18 protein-coding genes are annotated in these 23777 nt (G+C 60.1%); 2 read left to right on the forward strand and 16 right to left on the reverse strand.

What is annotated here, in order from left to right; genetic code table 11:
• Positions 1-103: 103 nt before the first annotated feature.
• Positions 104-742, reverse strand: coding sequence for an NF038129 family PEP-CTERM protein (locus J0O65_RS24140; protein ID WP_215409716.1), 639 nt, complete (start codon positions 740-742; stop codon positions 104-106).
• A 10-nt stretch (positions 743-752) separates the two neighbouring features.
• Entirely contained in the window at positions 753-3746 is a 2994-nt protein-coding gene (locus J0O65_RS24145; RefSeq protein WP_215409717.1) for an ExeM/NucH family extracellular endonuclease, read from the reverse strand.
• 429 nt (positions 3747-4175) lie between these two features.
• Here J0O65_RS24145 and J0O65_RS28025 point away from each other — a divergent pair, with 429 nt between their 5' ends.
• Positions 4176-4904, forward strand: a complete 729-nt coding sequence (locus J0O65_RS28025) for a PEPxxWA-CTERM sorting domain-containing protein (protein WP_251373955.1) — start codon at positions 4176-4178, stop codon at positions 4902-4904.
• Positions 4905-4948: 44 nt separating this feature from the next.
• Here J0O65_RS28025 and J0O65_RS24155 read toward each other — a convergent pair whose 3' ends face one another.
• The 12 genes from J0O65_RS24155 to J0O65_RS24210 all read right to left on the reverse strand — a co-directional run bounded on the left by J0O65_RS24155 (position 4949) and on the right by J0O65_RS24210 (position 19728).
• Positions 4949-5974 (reverse strand): TIGR03790 family protein, encoded by a 1026-nt coding sequence (locus J0O65_RS24155; RefSeq protein WP_215409718.1) that lies wholly within the window; start codon positions 5972-5974, stop codon positions 4949-4951.
• A 134-nt stretch (positions 5975-6108) separates the two neighbouring features.
• Positions 6109-6687 carry an FxDxF family PEP-CTERM protein gene (locus J0O65_RS24160; protein ID WP_215409719.1) on the reverse strand — a complete coding sequence of 193 codons (579 nt, stop codon included), beginning with the start codon at positions 6685-6687 and terminating at the stop codon, positions 6109-6111.
• A gap of 84 nt (positions 6688-6771) precedes the next feature.
• Complete coding sequence (locus tag J0O65_RS24165) at positions 6772-7329, reverse strand: FxDxF family PEP-CTERM protein (protein WP_215409720.1); 558 nt, start codon at positions 7327-7329, stop codon at positions 6772-6774.
• Between the two features lie 182 nt (positions 7330-7511).
• Complete coding sequence (locus J0O65_RS24170; protein ID WP_215409721.1) at positions 7512-8966, reverse strand: mannose-1-phosphate guanylyltransferase/mannose-6-phosphate isomerase; 1455 nt, start codon at positions 8964-8966, stop codon at positions 7512-7514.
• Between the two features lie 119 nt (positions 8967-9085).
• Positions 9086-10348 carry a glycosyltransferase family 4 protein gene (locus J0O65_RS24175; protein WP_215409722.1) on the reverse strand — a complete coding sequence of 421 codons (1263 nt, stop codon included), beginning with the start codon at positions 10346-10348 and terminating at the stop codon, positions 9086-9088.
• Positions 10329-11639 (reverse strand): nucleotide sugar dehydrogenase, encoded by a 1311-nt coding sequence (locus J0O65_RS24180; RefSeq protein ID WP_215409723.1) that lies wholly within the window; start codon positions 11637-11639, stop codon positions 10329-10331. The genes J0O65_RS24175 and J0O65_RS24180 overlap by 20 nt, the downstream gene beginning before the upstream one ends.
• A complete protein-coding gene (locus tag J0O65_RS24185) occupies positions 11636-13651 on the reverse strand; it encodes a heparinase II/III family protein (protein WP_251373956.1) in 2016 nt (671 codons plus the stop codon). The genes J0O65_RS24180 and J0O65_RS24185 overlap by 4 nt, the downstream gene beginning before the upstream one ends.
• 7 nt (positions 13652-13658) lie before the next feature.
• Complete coding sequence (gene asnB, locus J0O65_RS24190) at positions 13659-15527, reverse strand: asparagine synthase (glutamine-hydrolyzing) (RefSeq protein WP_215409724.1); 1869 nt, start codon at positions 15525-15527, stop codon at positions 13659-13661.
• A 26-nt stretch (positions 15528-15553) separates the two neighbouring features.
• Positions 15554-16636 (reverse strand): glycosyltransferase family 4 protein, encoded by a 1083-nt coding sequence (locus J0O65_RS24195; protein ID WP_215409725.1) that lies wholly within the window; start codon positions 16634-16636, stop codon positions 15554-15556.
• Between the two features lie 117 nt (positions 16637-16753).
• Positions 16754-17440, reverse strand: coding sequence for an acyltransferase (locus tag J0O65_RS24200; protein ID WP_215409726.1), 687 nt, complete (start codon positions 17438-17440; stop codon positions 16754-16756).
• A gap of 61 nt (positions 17441-17501) precedes the next feature.
• The gene (locus tag J0O65_RS24205; protein ID WP_215409727.1) at positions 17502-18485 is read right to left on the reverse strand and encodes an acyltransferase family protein; all 984 of its coding nucleotides are present in this window, start codon (positions 18483-18485) and stop codon (positions 17502-17504) included.
• A 37-nt stretch (positions 18486-18522) separates the two neighbouring features.
• Positions 18523-19728 (reverse strand): glycosyltransferase family 4 protein, encoded by a 1206-nt coding sequence (locus J0O65_RS24210; protein WP_215409728.1) that lies wholly within the window; start codon positions 19726-19728, stop codon positions 18523-18525.
• 399 nt (positions 19729-20127) lie between these two features.
• Between J0O65_RS24210 and J0O65_RS24215 the strand changes: the two genes are divergently transcribed.
• Positions 20128-20433, forward strand: coding sequence for a serine O-acetyltransferase (locus tag J0O65_RS24215; protein ID WP_251373958.1), 306 nt, complete (start codon positions 20128-20130; stop codon positions 20431-20433).
• Between the two features lie 41 nt (positions 20434-20474).
• Here J0O65_RS24215 and J0O65_RS24220 read toward each other — a convergent pair whose 3' ends face one another.
• Entirely contained in the window at positions 20475-22709 is a 2235-nt protein-coding gene (locus tag J0O65_RS24220) for a heparinase II/III domain-containing protein (RefSeq protein ID WP_251373959.1), read from the reverse strand.
• 362 nt (positions 22710-23071) lie between these two features.
• Positions 23072-23746: a glycosyltransferase family 32 protein gene (locus tag J0O65_RS24225; protein WP_215409730.1), complete on the reverse strand. Its 675-nt coding sequence runs from the start codon at positions 23744-23746 to the stop codon at positions 23072-23074.
• Positions 23747-23777: the final 31 nt, after the last annotated feature.

Genomic DNA, 23777 nt, shown 5'->3' on the forward strand with positions numbered 1-23777 from the left:
AAACGGTGACCAATACAATTTAGTTTCCTGATTTATAGCTATTTCAAATAAATAAACAAAAAACACAGCGGCCCGCAGGCGCGCTGTGTCCAGGCTGGAACGGCTATGCGCGTGCGACAGGCTGGCGGCGGCGCAAGGCAAAACCGATCAGCGCCAGGCCGCCCGTCAGCATCATCCATTCCGACGCTTCCGGCACGGCCGAGATCGAGGCGATGCTGGCATAGGTGCTGCCGGCGATGCTGGCGGGCACGCCGCCGTTGAGCGGGGTCAGTTCGAATTGCAGCAGGTTGCCGTTCGCGTTGCCCAGGTATGCCATGCCGGTGTAATCGAGCAAGCCCACGCCAAACGTCGTGCCCGCGTTGCCGGCCGTGTTCAGGAAGTCGCCGCCGAAGACGACGTTGAAACCGAACTTGCCGCCCAGGGTCACGTTGTGAAACCAGTCGTTGTAGGCGCCGCCATTGCCGAAGGTTAAGGTGCCGGGCACGCTGCCGCTGACGTTGCCTTCCTGCGACGCCAGCGCGCCGAACGCGCCAGAGAAATTGCTGAGCACGGCGCTGGCGCCCGGCGCCGGACTGTTACCGGCGATAAAGGCGAAATCGAGGAAACCGGCGCCCGAAAACTGGCTCGTGTCGATTTCCACGCGGTAAGCGAGCGGATCGGCCAAGGCCAGGCTGGAACCGCCAGCGAGCAAGGCGGCCAGCACGGCGCGGCGCAGGGTGAGGTTGAATGTCGGTGCAAACATGGTCATGTCCTTAGAAGTTGCCGGCAAAAATGCTGGCCGAGTAGGTGATCGTCACTTTCGACGGATTGGTGAAACTGACGGCGAACGAGGCCGTCGCGCCTGGCGCCAGGCTGGCCGCGTTGACGGTAACAAAGGCCGCGCCCGCATGGCTGCCCGTGGCGTTCGCCAGGGTCACGCCGGCCGGCAAGCCGCCGAACGCCACCTGGAACGGGCCGTTGATGGCCGTCGTGCTCGTGTTGGTGAACGAGAACGTCCCCGTGTATTTCTGCGTCGCGCGGTTGAATCTCAGGCCCGAGCTGGCCTGCGCCACTGCGGCCGTGATGTCGCGGTAGGCGGGCTGCAAGTCCAGGCTGACGACGACGGGGTCGTGGTCGGAGGCGCGGTAAGGCAAGGCGTTGTACAAGTCTTGCGGCTTGACCGAGTCGATGTTGTAGTCGATCACTTCCGGCTCGTCCGCATTCACATGCCATTCGGCCACGCCGGCCACTTGCGGGCTCAGGCTGGCGCTGGCCAGCGCATGGTCGAGGTAGCCGCTCTGGCCGCCGAACACGTACGAATACGGCATGCCGGATGGCCGCACGAAGCGCTCGAGCTCATTGACGAAGCCGGCGCCCGTGATGACCTGGATCGGGTCTTCCGCGCCATACGAATTCAAGTCGCCGATGACCAGCACGTCCGCGTCGCCGGCGGCGGCGGCCACCTGCGGCACGAAGCTGCCCACCAGGCGCTGGGCCTGCTGCACGCGGGTGGCGTTCCAGCAGCTCTGGCTATCGTTCTGGTCAGCGTCCAGCCCGCTCGACGGGCAGCTGCCCTTCGACTTCAGGTGGTTGACGACCAGCGAGAATTTCTCGCCATTGGCGGCCTTGAACGTTTGCGCCATCGGCGGGCGGTTGTTGATGGCGTTGGCGTCCGACAAGGCGCCGCCCACCAGGCCCAGCCTGGCTGGCTTGTAGATCATGGCCACGCGGATGGCGTCCGTGCCCGTGGCGGCCGGCTTCGGCACCACGGCATACGTGACGCCGCCGATGGCGGCGTTCAACTGCTCGACCAGGTAAGTGACGGCTATTTCGCCATTGTTCTGGATTTCCATCAGGCCCACCACGTCCGCATCGATGGCTTTCAGCTCGGCCACGATCTTGTCGCGCTGGCGCACGAATTCGGCCAGGTTGTCGGCGCCGCGGCAATTGCTCTTGCTGTTGCCGCTGCCCAAGGTGCAGCCCTGCCCCGTCTGGCCAAAGACGTTGCTGCCATTCGTAAAGGTTGTAAAGAAATTCAGCACATTCGCGCTGGCCACCTTGACGTTACCGGATGGCAGTTCCGGGCTGCCCATGCGCGGATTGTCGCGCGAGAACTGCGGCGTCTGCGTCGGCTGCAATTTGTAGGCGGCGCCGCCACCGCCGATGGCGCCGAAATCCACCACGCCCGTCAGGTCGGCCACCGTGTCGCCGCTGCGCACGGTGCCATCCTGGCCGATGTACGGTATGGTGGGCGGCGTGACGAAAATGCCATCATCGAGCACGATCAGGTTGTTCGCATTGGCGGCGATCAAGGCTTGCGCCTCGGCGGAGCCGGCCGGATGGCGGTTGGTCGGCACTTCGCGCCTGCCCGCCGACAGAGTCAGCTCGCCGCGCGCGCCAAGATACGCGTTTTGCGACACGGTCAAGGGCTGCGTGAAGCGCACCAGCATGCCTTCGACGGCGGCCAGGTTGTCGTTCGGCAAGGTCACGTTGGTCGGCACGATGCCGTGGCCCGCGCTTTGCGTGAGGATGGCCGTCACGTCCTTGAATTCCGTGTAGGAATTTTTCGCGCCCGTCGGCGTGTATTCGACCACCGTGCCCGTCACGCGCACCAGTTCGCCCGGCTGCACGGTGGTGGCCGTCGCGCCCGTGTACACGAAGATGCCGTCCGAGGTCGACGGGTCGCCATCGCCGGCCGCGTCCTGGATAAAGAAGCCGGTGCCCACTTTCAGGGTCACCACGCCTTCGGTCGTCTGCACGGAATTGGCGTACGGGCTGGCCGCGCCGCTGCCCTGGATGTGCGGGATCGTGTGGCTGACGGCGGCCAGGCCTTGCACGGCCACGTCGATCTTGCAGCTGGCGCTTTGCTGCTGGTCGTTGCTGAACTGGACGACGACAGGGTAATTGCCCACCGGCACGCCAGCGGCCACCAGCAGGCTCACGCTGGCGCTCTCGCCCGCCACGCCGGCGGCGCTGAAATTGGCCAGGCTGATGCCGGCCACGGCTGGCGAGCTCAAGATAGCGGCGTTCACGACGCCATCCACGTCGGACGCGCGCAGCACGGCGTTGCCGCCATTGCCCACGGCCAAGGCCAGGCTGGCGGGGCAGCTTGTCATGATCTGGTGCACGACGGGGCCGCCGCAAGCATGCAGCGGCGAAGCCGTATTGCGCGGCGTCACGCTGCCGGCGGCGAAGTCCACGCTGTTGTCGTCCGTGTCGGCGCAGCCGCCATCCGCGCGCGCAATCGACAGGGTATTCGACGGTGCGGGCGCCACGGCGCCTTCGAAGCCGTTGGCCGTGCCGAAACCGACCAGGTCGATGACGGCGGCGCCCGTGGGGCTGGTGCCCGTTTGCGCCGTCTTGCTATTGCTCAGCAATACCTTGCCCGCCGTGCCCGACATGGCCAAGCTGCCCGAGGCGTCCGGCGCGGGCAAGTCCTGCGTGCCGCCCGTGCCCTTGGCTTGCTGGACCAGCAGATACTGGCCCGGTTGCAGATCGATAGCCGGCAAGGCCGTCACGGCCCAGCTCGAACCGGCGGCGGACGCGTATTGCACGCTCCAGTTACCCAGGTTGACGGGGCTGGCGCCGCGGTTGAACAACTCGATGAAATCGTTGCGGTACAGCGCGCCCGTATTGCCGCCACCGCCATACACCTGGCTGATGACGACATCGGAAGCGGCCAGGACCGGCAGGGACAAGCTGGCCAGCAAGGTGGCCATGACGGTCAGGCGCAGCGGCCTGCGCAAGGGGGAAAACGAGGTGTGCATGAGGGTCCCGGTCGGTAAATAAAGGACGCCGGTCCCGCATGATCGGCCGGCGCGCCACAATTAACAAAAGTATTTCAGACTTGTTATTTGCATATTAAAGGCCGGGCATGACGACTTGATGACATTTGATTAAGCCGAACGGAGTAAGATGGCGCCGATAAAAGTGGCGACCAAGCAACAAATATAATTCTGCAGAACATCGCCTCTGCAGCGACAGGCAAAATATGATATATTTCCTACAAATAAGTTTAATTACTTGCAACGATTTAAATGTTGCTAGCGCCCATACTCCAGGTGCCAGCAATGCAGTCGAAAACGTATCGGGCCCAACTCATGCCTGTTTTTCAGCTGTGCACGGCAACAGCGATGTACCGCATTGGCCCAACGAAGACAGCACACGCTGTCAGCAATAACTCCGCGAGATCAAACATGACCACACCGATCAGTTTCAAATTATCATTCTTATTCGTCACGCTGCTGACCCTGACACACGCGACAGTTAACGCGCAGAATGCCCGCGCGCAAACAGCGCCGGAACAACAGAAGCGGTGCGAGGCTGCCGGTGGCAATAGCGCCGGTGGCAAGGCGAACAAAAATGATGATATGGATAGCACTTATAGTTCGTGCCGCCTGATCGATGGCTATATTGGCATTGATGTGCGCAGCAACGACGGTGTCGGCGAGACAAAGCAATATGACAACAATGAAGCTACTCCCGACCTGAGCAAATCAGCTCAGTCCGGACGCACGCACTCGCTTGGCCTGCTCGACGATGCTGGTTTGAGTGGCATGAATGGCGGCCAGGGTGGCAAAAGCTTAAAGAACCGCAACTCTGGCAGTAATATCGACCAGTTCACTTATGTGGCCACTGCGGACGAGTTTCCCAGCTGGGATGGCTACCACGCGCCCTCGCTCGTGCGTCAGAACGTGCCGGAAGACGTTACGCAATTGCTGAGTTCGACCTCAAGCAGCGGCAATAGCTTGCCAGCGGGCGGTGGCGTTGGTGGTGGCGGCAGCGGCGGCGGTATCGATACGGGCCGCAATACTGTACCTGTGCCATTAGTCCCTCCGATTCCTGCCGTTCCTGAGCCACAAACCTGGGCCATGCTGATGGCTGGGCTGGCCTTACTGGGCTTCGCCGCACGCCGCAAGGCATAGCAAAAAAGGCTCGCACGAGCCTTTTTTCCTCCATCAATACCATCTCAACGTCGGAACTTGGCATACGGCGCCGCCAGCGGATCGCCGATGAACAAGCCTTGCGCCGGCCAGGCCACACTTCCCCAGTACGCTTCCAGCGCTGTCATTCCCGTCAGGTAACGTCGCAGCAGGACGGTTGGATTCGGAAATTTCTGCCAGTGGTTGCACGGTTCGCTGACAGTGCCATAACTGGCCGTCGCGCCCGCCTCCAGCCAGCGCTGGCTGCTCATTTGCGCCGTCCCCTGCAGATCGCCACCGAACGACGTCAGGTGATCCGCCAAGGCACCCGGCAGGAAGCGCAAGGTGTCGAGCTTGGCGACCTTGGCCATGCCGGTCTGGTACACCATGATGTCCTGCGCGCCATCGAGCACATCGGCCTTCAGGTTCTTGACCGTCAGCTTGCGCTGGCGCACGATCCCGGCCGGCGGGAAAAAGGCGGCACGGCTGTTGCGCGCCTTTTCGCTGGTGGTCAGATAATACGCGCTGGCGGCGGGCACGGAAAAACCGCTGACCGTCCCGCGATCCACCACGGCCTTGGCCTCCTCCACATAGTCGACGGGCAGCAGCATGGACAGGCGCATGCCCATCTGCGTGAATGGTTGCGGCACATTGCTGTTGAAATACGTACTGGGCTTGCCGGCGTCACACGTCTTCGCACATTGCTCCGCATCGTAGCCCAGAGTATAGGCGGACGTGATGGAATTGCATTCGACCGCATACGGCGCGCTCCACACCATCAGCACGGCCTGGATATGGGGCTTCAATTGCGCATCGATACGCTCCTTCAACTGCGCGAACTGATCCATGCTGAGCTTGCGCGGGCGATTCGGGATATGCACGTGCACCACGTTTTCAGGAGGAATGCCATGCGCCTGGCGGTAATACTCTCCCACGGCGATGCTGTTCGGTTCGGCATCATTGATCACGACCGCCAATTGCAGCGCATTCAATCCTGGCGGGGATGGCGCATCGGCATGGGCGATGCCGGCAGCCAGCGCCAGCGAAAGGAAGAGAGATTTATGCAAGGTCAATATTGTCATTGAGGAAGATTGAAGCAGCCATGCCGCAGCCACCCACTGTGCGTGACGATTATAGCCCCACGCCGGACGGCGGCAAAAAAAAACGGAGGCCGCGGCCTCCGTTTCATGTCCAGAATTTTTTATCTTCAGGCTTGCTGCTTGCGGCGGCGGGCCATGAAGCCGACCAAACCCAGGCCCGCCAGCAGCATGCCGTAGGTTTCCGGTTCCGGCACTGGCGTGACGGCCAGGATGCCGCTATAGCTGCCGCCCGTTGGCGAAGCCACATAACCGTCAATTTGCAGGAAGTAATTGCCAGCAGCCAAAGGTGTGGAACCGGACTGCAGCGACCATGCCTGGTCTTGCGCCGTGAAGTTGATCAGGTCGAGGGCGCCATGAAACAGGATGCCGCTCGCATTGCCCAGGCTGAAACCGGTCAGGGTCAGGCCCGAGTTGGCGCTCGGCTTGAGCGACGTCGCCAGTGCGCTCAGGTCGTTAAAGCCGGTCACGCTGAACGTGAATTTGTCGCTGAAGAAGTTATTGCCCGCGCCAGCCAACTGGCCGGATGCCAGCGAAAACGAGCCCAGCAGGTCACTGCTGGAATAATCGAGCAAGTCTTGCGTCAGATCCACCGTGGCGTGGCTGATGTCAACCGGCGCCGCGTGGGCGGCCAGGCTGCTGCCGGCAAACATGGCGGCCACGAACAGGGATGTCAGGAATTTTTTCATACTTTTCACCAAGATAACTGCAACCGGCTCAGGCCAGTTGCGGGATGGAAACGCAAACGAGGATGCCTATCAGCCAGGCTGGGCTCAAGCCGCGTTCTGGCGACGGCGTGCCATGAAGCCCAGCAGACCCAGGCCCGCCAGCAACATCGCATACGTACCTGGCTCAGGCACGGCCGACACCAGGCTGCCGTTCGCGCTGAAAGCCGCGCCCGTGTTCGAGACCACGTTGCCGCTGACTTTCAGGTAATAGGAACCGGCAGCCAGATTGGCATACGACAGGGTCCACTTGTCATTAATGCCGGTCAACAACTGTTCGCCGCCCAGCAACAAGGTATTGCCAACGCTGCTGTACAAGCCGAATCCCGTCAGGTTCAAGCCATTCGCGGCGCTGCTGCTGCGCGAGTTCAGTACCACGCTCAGGTCGCTGGCCTGCGCCACATTGAACGTGAACAGGTCATTGAAAAAATTACTCTTTTGATTGTTTTTGAACTTGTCGCCAAAGGTCAGCGAACCGCCCGCTGCCAGATTGACGGCGCCAGGCGTGGAGCTGATGTCGACGGGCGCGGCAAAGGCTGCCGGAGCGAACAAAGCTGAACCGGCAAAGGCCAGCGCGGCCAGCATCGAATACGTATTTTTCTTCATGCGATTCCACTGAACGTGAATGCGGACGCGCCAGCGCGTCCGCATGAGTTATTTGATCAAACCAGGCAGAATCATAGCATAAAGCAATTTTTTGTGTTAACTATTGTTTAATGATAAGTTACTTTATAGCATCGTTCTTTAAGGCAATAGTTTCACGACGCAGATATCTTCAATAAACCGCATCAGGCGCGCTGGTAGACATCCTCCAGGCGCACGATGTCGTCTTCACCCAGATAGCTGCCCGACTGCACTTCGATCAGGTGCAGCGGCAACTTGCCCGGGTTTTCCAGACGGTGCGTCATGCCGATGGGAATATACGTCGATTCGTTTTCCGTCAACAAGGTCACTTTCTCGCCGCACGTGACTTGCGCCGTGCCGCTGACCACCACCCAGTGTTCGGCCCGGTGATGGTGCATCTGCAGGGACAGCTTGCCGCCCGGATTGACCGTGATGCGCTTGACCTGGAAGCGCTCGCCGATATCGATGCCTTCATAACTGCCCCACGGGCGGTACACCTTGCGGTGCTGCACGTGTTCGCTGCGCCCCGCCTGCGTCAAGTGATCGACCACCTGCTTCACGCGCTGCACCTGGTCCTTGTGCGCGACCAGCACCGCATCGTCCGTTTCCACCACGATCAGGTCCTGCACGCCCAGCACGGCCACCATGCGGCGCTCGGCGCGCACCAGACAATTGCGCACGCCATCGAGATACACGTCGCCGCGCACCACGTTGCCGTTGGCGTCCCCCTGCTGCACTTCCCACAGGGCCGACCAGGAACCGACATCGCTCCAGCCGATGGCGGCCGGCAGCACCACCGCATGCGCCGTATGTTCCATGACGGCATAGTCGATCGAATCGGACGGGCAGGCGGCGAAGGCCTGCTCTTCCAGGCGGCAGAAATCGAGGTCGCGGTAGCCGTCGCGCACGGCCGTTTCGCAGGCGGCCAGCATGGCAGGCTGGAATTGCCCCAGTTCGCCCAGATAGCGTTCGGCGCGGAACATGAACATGCCGCTGTTCCAGAGATAGTTGCCGGTGGCCAGGAACGACTGCGCCGTGGCCAGGTCCGGCTTTTCCACGAAACGCTCGACCTTGCAGCCGCCGACGCCCGGGGCCACGGGCGCGCCGCTGCGGATATAGCCATAGCCCGTTTCCGGCGCCGTCGGCACGATGCCGAAGGTGGCCAGCGCGCCGTCGGCCGCCAGCAGCGCCGCCTCGGCAATGGCCTGGTGAAACGCGGCCACGTCGGTGATGACATGGTCAGCCGGCAAGACCAGCATCAGCGCCTGCGGGTCGATGGCCAGCAGATATTGCGCGGCCACGGCCACGGCCGGCGCCGTATTGCGCCCCACCGGTTCGAGCAGGATGCCCAGCGGCGGCAAGCCGATCTCGCGCAGCTGCTCGGCCACCATGAAGCGGTGCTCATTGCCGCACACCACCAGCGGCGGCATGACCTCGAAACCGGCCAGTCCGTTATCGCCGGCACGGCGGTTGGGCAGGCTCTGCACGCGCAACGCCGTTTCCTGCAACATGGTGTTGTTCGTTACCAGCGGCAACAGTTGCTTGGGCAGCACGGCGCGCGACAGCGGCCATAAACGGGTGCCCGAACCACCGGACAGGATGACTGGATAAATTTTCATGGCTTCATTTCGCAAACAGTTTATTGAGGAGCACGCATGCTCGACACTATAATCCTTCAGGCGATCAACATGCCACCCAGCACGCCGCGCACCGAGCACCGCGCTTTTGTCCGGCGCTATCAGCGGCCATCCTTGCTCAGGGTCACGGGAGCGGCAGGCGCGGCGGCGGGAAACAGGCGCGCATACGCGGCCAGCAGCTTGGGCGCTTCATATTCCCATTCCAGTTCATTGATCACGCGATGGCGGCCAAACGCGCCCATCTGCTCGCGGCGGGCCGGGTCGTCCAGCAATTCGACGATCTTGCGCGCCATGTCGACGGGGTCGTTCTTCAAGGCGTACAGCGACGCCTGCTGCGCCGACACCTTGCCCTCAACCAGGTCGAACTGCACGATCGGCTTGCCCAGAGCCATGTATTCCATGATCTTGTTCATGGTCGACTTGTCGTTCATGTCGTTGGCCACGTCCGGGTTCACGCACACATCGGACGTGTTGAGCATTTCCAGCAGTTGCTGGTCCGGCACGCGTCCCGTAAACGTCACGTAGTCGGCGATGCCCAGCTCCCGCGCCATCTGCCGCATCTGTTCCAGCGAAGTGCCGCCGCCGACCAGGCCGAACTGCACATCCTCGCGCTTCAGGGTCTGCACGATGTATTGCGCCGCCTGCAGCAGCAGATCGATGCCTTCCTGCGCGCCCATCACGCCCACGTAACCGACCAGGTAGGCGCGGCCTTTTTTCAATTCCGGCACGGGCGGCAGCACGCGCAGGCGGTCCAGCTTGGGTCCGCTGCGCACCACGTAGACATCCTCGGGCTTCATGCCGCCCCGCTCGATGGCGATCTTCTTGTACGACTCGTTGGTGGCGATCGACACATCGGCGCTCTGGAACGACCAGCGCTCGAACAGCACCATCAGCTTGTAAAAGAAATCGCGCCGGCCGAACTTGGCTTCATACAGTTCCGGATTGATGTCGTGGTGGTCGAACAGGAAGCGCTTGCCCATCGTCAACTTGAAAAAGCCGCCGATGAGGAACAGCAGGTCGGGCGGATTGCAGGCGTGGATGACGTCGAAACCGCGCGCGAAATGCACCTTCCACGCCAGGCGGAAAGTATGGAACAGCGCCAGCGAATACTCGACCAGGTAGCCCTTCGCTCCTTCCGCTTCCAGCGGCAGGTGGTAGCGGTAGATATGGATGCCGTCGATGGCTTCGTAGCGCGACTCGTAGCCCTTGCCCGTCGGGCAGATGATCGACACTTCATAGCCGTTCGCATGCAGGGTCGTCGCTTCCTGCCACACGCGCCGGTCGAACGGCGACGGCAGGTTTTCCACCAGGATCAGCACCCGGCGCGGTTGGCCGGCCACGGCGTTACCAGCAGATGCCGTCATATTGCTCTCCACTTTGTTCCTTGCTGATGCGCACCAGGTCGACGATGTGCTGGTGCGGCTTCAAGCTGGCTGGCACGGTCTTGAATTCGGCCGCGCCGTTGCCGATGACGATGGTGTCGGCGAAATCGAGCACGTCCTGCATGTGCGTCACCATCAGCTTGGAAATATGCGGAATGTGATTGAGGATGTAGTCCTGGTTGGCGCCCGTCAGGGCCGCCAGGTTGACGTTCTTGTCGTACAGTTTCAGTTCGTAGCCCTTGCCCAGCAGGTATTCGATGACGTCGACCAGCGGCGACTCGCGCAAGTCGTCCGTGCCCGCCTTGAACGAAAAGCCCAGGATGCCCACCTTGCGCGCGCCCTTGTCGACGATCATCTTGATGCCCTTTTCCACTTGCCGCTGGTTCGAGGGCAGGATGGAGTTCAGCAAGGGCAAATCGAGGTCCAGGCTGCGCGCCTTGTAGGTCAGCGCGCGCACGTCTTTCGGCAAGCAGGAGCCGCCAAAGGCGAAGCCCGGCTTCATGTAGTACGGCGACAGGTTCAGCTTGGTGTCCTGGCAAAAGATTTCCATCACCTTGTGGCCATCGATGCCGACGGCCTTGCAGATGTTGCCGATTTCATTCGCGAACGCCACTTTGACGGCGTGCCAGGTGTTGTCCGTGTACTTGACCATCTCGGCCGTTTCCACGTCCGTGCGCACCAGCGGCGCATCCATCTTTTCATACAGCTGCACCAGCAGCGCGCCGGCCTTTTCGTCGGATTCGCCAATCACCGTCTTCGGCGGATTGTAGTAGTCGTAGACGGCCGTGCCTTCACGCAGGAATTCCGGGTTGTTGCACACGCCGAAATCGACGCCGGCCACCTTGCCCGACGCCGCTTCCAGGGTCGGGATGACGAGCGAACGCATGGAGCCGGGCAACATGGTCGAGCGCGCCACGACGACGTGGAAAGTATCCTTTTCACGGATGGCGGCGCCGATCTCCTGGCATACCTTGCGCACGTGGCTCAGGTCCAGGTTGCCATTCAGTTGCGACGGCGTGCCCACGCAGATGAGCGACATGTCCGAACCAAAGACGGCGTCGCGCACATCGAAGGTGGCGCGCAAGTGGCCGCTTTTGACGGTGGCGGCGATCATCTCGCCGATGTCTTTTTCGATGATGGGCGTGGTGCCCTGGTTGATCAGCTCCACCTTGGTCTTGTTCGGATCGACGCCGATCACTTCGTGCCCATCCGTTGCCAGGCAACCAGCCGAGACGGCACCCACATAACCCAAACCAAATATGCTAATTTTCATGTTTTCCTCGTATTTTCTGACAGATCAGAGTTAGCCAAACTCAGGTGAAACTCCGTGCGCAAGGTGGCTGCGCCTTGCAGCCGCCCACGCCAGACCAACACAGGCGCAGCCTGTTTTTCATCGAAGCGGTGCGAAATCCAGCCCAACGGCGGATGGTCGCTGCCGCATACCAGTTGCACGGAAGCATCCGGCAACGGCGGTAAATGCATCTCCAGCGCGAAGGCGTCGCCCGCCACACGCAACACCTGGCCGTCCAGCTGCACGCGGCAGCGGGGATCGACGTGCCAGAACAACTCCACCTCATGCGCACCCTGGCATTCGAGCATGTCATCGACCACGATCAGCGCGGCGCCGGGCGCGACGCGTACGTCGCGCCGGTGCAGCACGCCATCTTTCAAGCCCAGGTAGCCGTCATGGCTGGCGCTCCAGAATTGCCCATCGTCATCATCGCGCCACGCCAGGCACGCTGCCCTGGCCTTGCGCAGCCACAGGAAGTTGCCGCCCGACTGGGACTGGTCGCGGCCATCGATGCGTACGGTGTTGTGCGCGCTGGTGCCGCGGAAATAATCGCGCCACTGCTTTTGCGTATGGTAGGCATAGGTGCCCGGATCGACCAGCACCATCTGGCCCGCCACGGACAAGGTCAGCGCCAGCGCATCGGCGTGGCCGTGCGCGGCGATGCCCAGGTAGCCCAGCGGGCCGGCATCGGCAATCAGGCGCACTTCGTCGGGCGTGCCAAAGCCGGCGCCCATCACGTAATAGCCGCCATCGGGGAAGGCGCGCGGCAAGGTATCGGGCGCAAGGTCCGGCAAGGCGCCAAACGCCTTGCGCCCCGCCTCGCCCAGCAGCCAGGCGCTTTTCTCGTCGAAGGCGCGCGCCTTGGCCTTGAAGTCGGCGCGGCCGAACAGGGCCGCGCCGCTGGCCAGCAGCGAGGTGTAGGGATTCGCGCCCGGCGCCTTGTCCCAGTGCGCCAGCAGGGCATCGTCGGCGTCGCCGATCATCGGCACCTCGCCCGCCACGTTCGTCATGGCGGCGATAAAGTCCAGCATGGCTTCCAGGCGCTGCAGGAAAGCGGCCGAGCGGGGGCGGCCATTCGCGCGGCCCGCCAGCACGCACAGCAGCATCTCGTCGGCCACCGTGTGCTGATAATAAATGGCTTGCTCGCGGTTCACCCCATCCGGGCCGTTTTGCTTGAGCGCCTGCGCTTCCAGCTCGCATTCCGTCTGCGCCAGCCAGCCAGCACTTTCCGGCCAGCAAGGCCATGTGAGTGCCGCGATATGCAAGCCCGTCAATTCGCCAAACAGGTGGTTGTTGGCCGACGAGTGGCGCGAAAAATGGCCCGCGATGAAATGGCAATGCTGGTAGATGCTGTCGAGCCAGCGCCGCAAAAAGGCTTGCCCCTGCGCACCCTCGAACAAAGGGCTGTGGATGCCGCCGAGTAAGTGCCACGCATGCGACCAGCTGACCAGTCGCAAGGCCAGTTCCAGCGCGCTGCTCCAGTTCGGCCCCAGCGGATACGGACACTGCTGCCACCACGATTCCAGCAAGGCTTGCGCGCCGTTCGCATGGCGCAAGTCGCCGCCGAGGCGGTACGCCATCGCCAGGTCAACCACGGCCAGGTGGCGGTTCGGTTCCCACAGGCATTTGATGTCGCCCACCACGGCTTCATCGCGGTAATTGAGCGTCTTGCCGAAGTCCAATGGCACCACCGTGCCCGTCTTCGGATCACGGTTCCATTGGGGCGGGAAACCCAGGTCCGCATCGCGCAGGGCAAAGACGTCGAAGCGGCCCGCCAGGATGCGTTCGGCCGCCGCCAGGTGCGGTGCCGCGGCCATGGGCAAGCCCAGCCATGGCGTACCGAAACGCTGGCGCGCGGCGGGCGGCGGCACATGCGCCAGGCCATAGCCGCGCGCCTGCAGCCGCTGCTGCACGGCATCGCGCACACGGTGCGCCACCTCGGGCGCCCCCATGGCGCGCAGGCGGTTCAGTTTCCAGGACAGGTTACTCAGCATGGACATCTCACAGATACTGGCGGTGCCATATTTCCAGCGTGAGCAAACTCCACAGCAGCTTTTCGTGGTTTTGCCGCCCGGCCACATGCTCGGCCAGCACCTGTTGCAGCGCAGCAGCATGATAATAGTGGCGCGTACGCGACTCGGCAGCCGTCAAGTGTTCGTACAGGTAATCCTTCATGGGGCCGCGGAACCATTCGTTGACGGGCACGCGGAAGCCTACCTTCGGCCGTTCCAGGATGGCTTGCGGCAGCAGCTGCTTCATGGCTTCGCGCAATATCCACTTGGTAGTGCGACCGCGCACGCGGTAGTCGTCAGGCAGGCTCGACACGTAGGCCGCCAGCTCGTGGTCCATGAAGGGCATGCGCGCTTCCAGCGACGCGGCCATGGTCATGCGGTCGCCCCGCTCCAGCAGATTGTCGGGCAGCCAGCTCAGCTGGTCGAAGCACAGGATGCGGCGCAAGGCGCTGTTGCCGGTACTACCGCAGCCCAGCGACGGATCGCGCTGGCGCGCTGGCGCCGGCATGGCCACCAGGCGCGCGCGTTCCTGGTCGGACATCATGCCGAACCAGCGCGGCATGCGTTCGTGGAACGCTTCCAGGCCCAGGTTCACGATGGCCGTCTTGGCGCGGCGGAAACGGTACGGCAAGGCGCCGATGGCCGGCTCGATCAAGCCCCGGCGCAGCAGGCCCGGCAGCATCTGGTAGTTGCCCGCATAGCGCTCGTACACGTGCTTGGGATAACCGCCGAGGATTTCATCGGAGCCTTCGCCCGTCAAGACCATTTTCACCGTCTTGCGCGATTCCTTCGCCAGCAGATAGATGGGGATGTCGGACGGCTCGGCCACGGGGGCGTCGCGGAAACGCACGAGATCAGGCAGCAGTGCGATGACCTGGTCGACGGACACTTCCAGCTCATGGTGCTCCGTGGAAAATTGCCGCGCGATATCGGCCGCATACGCCAGCTCGCTGAAGCCGCCCTCCTTGAAACCGACGGAAAAGGTCTTCACGGGCACGCCCGCATGGCGCGACATCAGCGCCACCACGGCCGACGAGTCGATGCCGCCGGACAGGAAGGCGCCGAAGGGCACGTCGGAAATCATGCGGATGCGCACGGATTCATCGAGCTTGTCGAGGAAGGTGGCGACGGGGTCGGCAGGCAGCGGTGCCGCCACGCGCGGCCGGCTGTCGGCGGGCGTGAAATACACCGGTTCGCGCAATGCGCCATTTTCCCATGTCAGGGTGGAACCAGGCGCCAGTTTTCGAATTCCCTGGAACAGGGTCGCTGGACCCGGTACATAGCGGTAGGCAAAATAATCCCAGATGGCAACCTCGTCAGCCTGCGCGGCGACACCAGGAACGGCCAGCAAAGACTTGATTTCCGAAGCAAACAGCAAGCCGCCAGCGTGTTCGCACAGGAACAGCGGTTTCTTGCCGAACGGATCGCGTGCAATAAACAGGCGGTCGTGGCGCGCATCCCAGATGGCGAAGGCAAACATACCGCGGAAATGCCGCACGCACTCTTCGCCCCATTGCACATACGCGTGCACGATGGTTTCCGTGTCGGATGCGGTTTTGAACGTATGTCCCAGTGCAATCAGTTGCTCGCGCAGGGGCTGGAAATTATAGATTTCGCCGTTAAAAATCACTTGCACCGAACCATCGGCATTACCCAGTGGCTGGTGGCCGGTGGCCAGATCGATGATCGACAGGCGCCGGTGTACCAGGCCGACACGATACTGTGCATCGTCCGTGGCGACATCGAGCATGCCGGTATCGTCGGGGCCACGATGAGCAATCGCCGTCCCCATCGCGGTCATGATGTCACGCTGTCCAGGAACAGATGCGGGGAGAATGAAGCCAGCAATACCACACATGAATAACAGCCTCTTGAAAAGTAATCTTATCGACGCAGTGCGCCATAGGTGTCACGGAAGTCCTGCGCCAGGCGCTCCAGCGAATACTGGCTCTCGATGCGCAATCGGCAGGCCTGGCCCATACTTTGCAGCAACGCACGGTCCCCATCGAGCCGTAAAATAGCCTGGGCCAGAGCCTGTGGATCGCGCAATGCCACGAAAAGGCCGTGCACGCCATCCTGCATCACATCAGGAATGGCGCCCACCGGACACACCAGTGCTGGCGTACGGGCTGCCATACTCTCCAGCAATGCATAAGGCAGGCCCTCATGATGCGTGGGAAACCCAAATACATCCGCACATTTCCACAACTGGTCCTTCTCCTTGCCAAACACTGGCCCGAGGAAACTTACGGCGTCTTGCAAGCCCAATTCGACGGCCCGCGCCCGCAATGAGACCTCGGCTGGACCACTACCGGCGATCTTCAATGTCACCGTGACGCCGGCAGAGCGAACCCGGGCCAGGGCCGCCAGCAGTTCGAATAGGCCCTTGCTTTCCGCAAGCCTTCCCACGTAGACCAGAAGCAACGGCCGAGCATGCATTCGTTTGTCTTGCGGATCGTCGGCGATATCGATGGCATTCGGTATCACCGCCAACGGCAGCGCTTCGTCAAAATGCCGATAGGCGCGCAATTCCGCTTGCGCCAGCAACACAACCTTGTCGGCAGAACGCAGCACCTTGCGCAATAGTCCCGTCAGCAACGGCCGGTTGCCAAAAAAATCCTCTGGTAGCGCGCCGCCATGCACCTGATAGACGACTTGTTTGCCCATCAGTTTGGCGATAAATACGTACACGATATCGCGCCAGTAACTCTTTTGCTCCATCGACGTATTCACATGGACAATATCGGGACGTTTCCGCAACAACGATACGGCAAATTGAAACGGGCTGGTCAAAAGACGCACCACTTTTCCTGGCGCGGACTCCCCACGCCCTTCGCTGCCCACCTGGAAATGTACAAGATGAAAATCTCGCGACAAGCTGGAACGGTACATTTGATTCAGATGGGTACTGACCCCACTGACCGCATCAAGAGACGGCCCAAGCAACATCACAGTAATCATTTTCATATTATAAATTATTTTTTTGCAATCTAGTTAATCATATAACCAGTGTGCAAGCGACATCGCTTTGCGCCACAAAAAAACGGGCGAGACCGCAAAGGACTTGCCTTGCAGAAATGGTGTTCAGTCCTGTATGCCGGCGGCATGGAGAAAAGCCTCGAAGGACGCGAACTGCGCCTTGTGATTCGCCACATACCGTGGATAGGCGCGGTCCAGTTGGCGCTTCACCGGCACGCGGTCGTCCAGCTGATCGCCGTCCATGAACAACGGAAATTCTTCCCAGAAATCCTCCACGACAGGACGCCGCCCCAGCCGCTCTTGGATGCTGCGCGCATACTCAAAGGCTTCGGCCACACATTTGACTTTGCGTTTTTCATAATATTGCTCAACATTTCCGACAATCCGCGCCGGATTGCCCGCTACGATCGCGCCAGAAGGTACGTCCCTGGTAACAACGGCGCCATAGCCGATCACGCAGTTATCGCCAATAGTCACGCCCTTGAGCACGGTGCAATTGCGGGCAAAATACACATTTCGGCCGATCACCACCTTCCCCGAAGAATTAACGAAGTCGCCATGCAAATCCAGGAACAGGTTGGTGACGAAATCATGCGTCAGAATCTCTGTGCCAGAGTTGATCGTCGTTCCCGCGCCAATTTCCAGCAAGGTTGGGCGTGTGACATCGATACTGATCGTCTTCAAATTTCCCCAACGAATGTTTTCGCCAAGCGCAACGCCGCGTCTGCGAAGCATCTGCTCAAAACGACGTACCCGCCGTGCAGCAAGCACTTTTTTTATAGAAGCAAGCATACCGATTATCCCAAGTCATTAATAACAGAACCATCCACGCGATGCGGGACAGTCGTGCAACTTACAAAATATAGCGCAGGCGCCGCGCCAGCAGCATCAGCGGCAGGCTGGCAAGCAGCGACAGGAACAGCCCTGCCAAGGTCAGGCTTCCCCAGTCTTGCCATCCCCAATAGACGCCCAAGGTCAGGCAAGCAGGATGAATAAAATAGACTGCGGATGACATTCTGGAGGCCAGCATGCTGCCGTGCGAAGGTGCGTGCAGTGCCACCATGAAGCATGCTGGTGCGGCCAGGGCCAGGGCAAACAGCATGTCGAAACTTTTCTTGGTTGCGCCTTGCAAGAGATAGTTCGCATGCGATTCCAGCAGCACAAGAAGCAATGTGGCAGCCGCAACGCTCGCCATCGCCGTCAGGCCATGCGGACGCCAGGCCTGTCTGGCAATCAAAAAGCCCGCACACAGGAAAGGGAAGCCAAAAAACAAAAAATTACGGGATATCCAGTTCAGCGCCACGATATTTTGTAGCAGAGGCGACGAGAAATTGTGATAAACACGACAATATTGCAAACATACGCCCATGACAAACAAAATCATGGCCATTGCAGCAAGACGAAGGCTCGTCTGCTCACGCAAGCAATATAGCAAGATCCCTGCACAGAGCAGGCCCGACATATACCAGAGGTGGTGATAACCCATCACCACCGTGGCAAACAGCATGACCCAGGCAGTCGTGCCGGAGAGTGTCTGCGGATGCAGATAGCATGGCGAATACAGCACCATCCAGAAGACATAAATGGCTGCGGCCCTTTTCAACCAGGAAAGAAAAGTGGCTCCGCTCGTGCATGCCTTGCTGAAATAATAGCCATTCATGATGAAAAACACGGGTACCGCTATACGGAACAGGCCATTCACCGTCAAATAGGCCCCCTCTCCCACCGCTTCGCTTCCGGCATGCAAAGCCAGTACCATGACAGCCAGCACCATGCGAAATCCATCGAGCACCCCATCACGCGGCGGGGTGCTATTTGCTGGTGACAAAGTTCCCATCTATTGATCTCCTTTGCCTTCGATACATAGCGAAAGCCTAGGCGGCTGCGATATGGCGATATTGCTGAGCAACTTGCGCAGCAATGATGGCATAGCTGCGCGCGCTGGCAATATATGCCGGCCCACGGCTGGCGCGCAAACGTGCGCGGTCCCGATTGGCGAGCACGTCGGCCATGGCGCCGGCCATGGCGGCCGGCTCGCTAGCCGTCAGCCAGCCAGCCTGACTGGTCTCCAGCACCTGCACCTGGTCGGGGCTGTCATTGCCGATGGTGGGCATTGCCAGCGCCAGGTATTCCAGTAATTTGGTAGGCGAACTGACATCGTAGCGGACTCCGCGCGGAATATAGGACAATGCCAGATCGGCGCCCTGCAGCAATTCCCAGGCCTGCGCCGAAGGCAACCACCCGGTAATGCGCACGGCGTCGGACAGGCCGGCACGCGCCGCGTACTGCAGCAAATCCTGCTCGTCTTGTGCATAGGGCGAACCGCCGATCAATAATAGGCAGGCACGCGGGACCGTTACGCGCAACAACTGGAGCGCCTCGATCATGCGTTCGACATTGCGTGATTTGTCCAAGGTACCCAGGTAGGCGAGCAACGGGACGTCCTGCCAGCCTTCCGGACGCCGGCTCGATCGAGGAGTACCGTCCATGAGTTCCATATCCACGCCCATCGGCACGCCACTCAGGCGCTCGGCGGGAATTCCTTTTGCAATCATATAGTCGCGCATGGCATCGCTTTGCACGAAAACGTGCTTGGCGCCCGGCAAGACAAGACGGTATAAAAGTTGCGCCTCTAATAATCCTTTGAGCAACACCAGCCGCTGACGCAGGCTGGGCTGCCGCGCCAGTTGATGGCGCGCGTTTTCTATGCGGCCTTCGCACATCAGGTACGAGACCCAATAGGTAAATGGAATTTTCTTGAAACGGGCAATACACATTCCCAGCAGGCCGATCGACACCATGTCGCGTACCTGGATAATATGGCAATCGCCACGCCGGGCCGACAACAGGCTGCGCAGGCTCAGTTTGATGAACGACCATTCGCGCCGCAGGCGGCTGGCGTGATAGGAGGCGCGCTGCGCCGAGGCAAAGCCCTGTTGCTGGAATGGCGCACTGTCCGCCATCCCCACCAGATCACAGACGACTTGATGGCGGGGCAAGTACTTACCGAACAGGACAGCCACATCCGGGCGAAAAGTCGGCAATGCCTCAGGCACAAGCTGTAATATTTTGAGAAACATGTATGAATAGTCGCAGAGGCAAGGTGAATTAATCGTCCAGGACGAAAAATATTATCATAAATAACATATAATTATTATAATTATACCATCCGTATCAGAGAGCAATGTCAGTTACACCATATCTTCAGCAAGAGGCCTCATACTGCAGAACAAAGTGTACAGGGCAACAGGCCGTACATCCGATATTTCATTGCAATTTCACCAGCTATCCGGTTACGCTGCCGTCTACCGTCGCCACGCCGCACATACATCGCCAACTTGAAAAGGGCCGCGCTACCCATGCTTAGTATATTTCGCCTGTCTGCCTGGCTACAACGTCATCGCATCCCGTTCTTGCCAAGAATGCTATATGCGCTCAACCGCATGCTCTTTGCCGTGGTGCTACCGCCAGGCGTAACAATGGGCAGCGATGTATTGCTGGCGTACAGCGGGCTGGGTATCGTGGTGCATGCACGTGCCGTCATAGGCGACCGCGTCAAGATATCGCAGAACGTCACCATCGGTGGACGCGCTGGACTGCTGGAGGTGCCGGTGATCGAAGACGATGTGGAAATTGGTGCGGGCGCCTGTGTCCTGGGGCCTATTACGATAGGCCGCGGCGCGAAGATAGGCGCCAATGCGGTAGTGCTGCACGACGTGCCGGCTGGCGCCACTGCGGTCGGCATCCCGGCGCGCGCCGTCTCTGAGAACCGCAACCGAACTTGAAACAATGCCGGCATGGCGCCGGCATTGTCATCAAGTTTACATCAAGGCAAGACGATAGTCTGCGTGCCCACGGTGAGTTGTCGCCCTGTCGCCGTTTGCGTCAGCTGCGATTTGATGCCCTTGCACCCCACATCGAGCACCACCAGAAACTCGCCTTTCAATGCCGCAGTCGGTTTGACGAAGGCCGCGTGGTCTTCTATCGTACCGGCCTTCGATGGCGGACTCAAACGCTTGGCCAGCGCAGTGCCGTCAGTCGACAATGACTGCAGACACAGGCTGCGATCAACGTTGACGATCTTCGCCGCATTGGTAGCGGTAAAAGTAATGGGCGCGGCCGCATGCAGGTTCCATTCGAAAATACGCGGTGTCGCGGAAGCGAGCGTATCCAGCACAACGACCATATCCTGCCCGCGCAAATACCAGACCTTGCGCAATGCCGTCGTCAACAACCCGTTGTAAGCGGGCAAGGCATCGCCTTCGGCATAGTCCAGCGTCGGCGACGTGCGGAAGGCAGTAATGCGCCCCTTACGATCAAGCAACTCCAGCGTACCGGCGACTGGCTGACCCAGCCCGCCATCGACCGTCACCGCATTGTGCGCCTTGGTCGTGCGATACCAGCTCATCGCTTGCGGCGACGCAAAATAATCCTGATAACCCGCTTCCGTCAGCAGTTTGCGGCCGCCGCTGTTGATCACGATGCTATTTTGGTCCCCATGACTATGATTATAGGAGCCATACGGGCTGGACTTGAAGAAAACGGAAGTGCGCGCCCGGTCGGCCATGCTGCTATGCATGGCCACCCAGCCGATACTTGGGAACAGCATCGCGTTCGGTGGCGGCGCCGCGGTTGTCACTGCCGCCACTGGCAGGGGGTACGGTGCCTGCAGCAAGGTAATCGGATTCTCCTCCCCCACCGTGTTGCTGACAAACCACGCCGCAGCGGGCGTTTTCTGGCGCGAGATGAACGCCTTCATCAATGCCTGATCAGGCACGCCTTCATGTACGTCGCCAAACACATGGCTAGGGGTGCCAGGCGGAGTGAACTGCATGAAGTAACTGGCAAAGCCTGCTGCCCACGGTTTTTCGAACAGGTTAATGCCGGTTGCCTGGGCCAGTGGTTGCCACACCTGCATCTGCATGTCGATCGTGTATTGCGCATACGCCGTGCCATTTGAATAGCCCCCTTCGGCGCCACTCCAGACATGGATCAAGTGCGCATATGAGCGCACTGCGAAATCGAGCCAGACCTTCGCTTCAGGCGATTCGCCCAGTGCCAGGACAGAAATCAGGCTCAGGTAGCCAAGTGCCTCGATACCGTGCGAGTCCAGCGGTGTCTGGTCGAGCCGGCCATTTGCCACCGCCAGATTATTGTAGATGGGGCGCGCGCGCAGAACCGCCATGTCCATCCAGGCCTTGCGCCGTGGCGCGTCCAGCTCATTCCAGAGCAAGTCGGCCCCCTTGGCCAGCACCAGCGACATCATGCGCGCCACCTGGTCTTGCGACGCAAAACTGGTTGCCCCCTCGGGATCGAGCGAAGCGATCTGGTCGCCTCGCGCAATGGCTTCTTGCAGATACTTCTTGTCGAGGGTGAGCCGATACATGAGCGCTGCGGCTTCAAGCTGCCGTATCACGCCACCCATCGTATTCGACACCAGCGCATATTGCGCGGAAACCGCCGCAGCGCCTGCCGTCGCTGACAAGGTCGGGAAGGTCGCATTGGATACCGGCGCCAGTGAAATCATGCGCGTATTCACCTCGGTAGTGAGCTTGGCAAGGGCACCGCCGCGGTCTGCGCGCATGGCAGCGGACCAGGTGCTTGCCGGCTGGAAGCTAGTCGCCAGTTGCCGCGGACGTGGGTGGGCAAGTATCGCCGTGCCGATATTCCCATTCTCGGGCACGACAAATTGCTTGGAAGTAGCATCAATTATGAAACCACGCCAATCCGACCAGTCGATGACCGTGCTAAGAGGACGCACCCGCCACGCATACTGGCCAGCCTCCAGGGGCTGCGCGAGCAGGATGAAATTGCGGCTGACGGTATAGGACGTCGTCGTCCCGCCCTTACGTTGGATTTCAACGACATATTGTGCCGGATAAGTCCGATGACGCGCCCATGTGATGGAAGGGGGATTTTGCGGCTGCGTCTGTAATTGATCTGGCGCAGGGCGTACGATGCCTGGCGTGGCCGACATGACCCAGTCTGCGCGACTGGGCAAACAAGTCACCAGCAGGCTGGCCAGCAGCAAGCCCGAACTGGACACTATTCTTGTAGGCATTTGATATCTCCTGATATAGAGGTGAAGGGCATGATAAGCGCCTCCCAGACTGCAGTCAGGCTTGCCGGTGTCAACTCACCAGTGAACATATCGGACTCAAGGGGGAACTTCTTCAATTAAAACGGCAACAGGGAATAACGGCAGCGCCAGAAAAACCTGATTAATGTTGCATTCAGCCGTCACTATACACCAAGGAATTGTAAATAACTGTCGCTTGGAGACAACCACCCCACAAAAAATATATACGCGCAGATCCGCATGGAATGCGACTTAAGCAACCATTTGCGAAAATGAAATGTGAAATATGGATAAATATAGCGCTTTAATCATGACTAACCAACAAGCAAACAAATATCAAATAATTAATTCCAATTCCCTGGAAAAGGATTGAAGGAAATTTGCCATTTACGGCGAATAGCAAGTTTTGCCAAGGCACGCGATAGCAGCCGCTGCACGCGCCCATCGGCCCAGGAACCATGTAATCCATAGTGATGTACGCCATAAGTTTCCGCCGTCACATCCGCATACATGAATTGCCGGGGATTGCGCGCGATATCAGGATCATACGGATTAAACGGATAAAACGACTTGGGTGTCAGAATCCTGCTATGTTCCTCTCCTGCCAGGGCGACCGCACGTTTGAGGATATGCGGCGAAGTGGCAAACATCTGGCGCTTGCTTAGCTCATCAGCGATAAGACTGCGCGCATGCTGCATCGTCAAATCACCAGCCTGACAGGCGATAAATGCGGTGGCGATTGAGCGCTTGCTTTCGCGTGCCAGCAGGCAATCCACGCCAGTTAATAACTCATCAATCGGACGGATCAATTCAAGATCGGTATCCAGATAAATTCCGCCATACGTCACCAGTGCGTCAAAACGAACCCAATCAGCGACAAATGCCCATTTTTTTTGCCTGATCGCCGCGCGACAATAGGCATTATCCAGATTGGAATTACTCTCATTCCACAGCTTGATTTCATAATCTGGACAATATTTTCTCCATGATGCCACGCACCGCTCGTGCAAGCCATTCATTTGTCCATCGCCGAACCAGCAATAATGTATT

This window comes from Janthinobacterium sp. JC611 (assembly GCF_018682595.1).
Classification (GTDB): Bacteria; Pseudomonadota; Gammaproteobacteria; order Burkholderiales; family Burkholderiaceae_D; genus Janthinobacterium.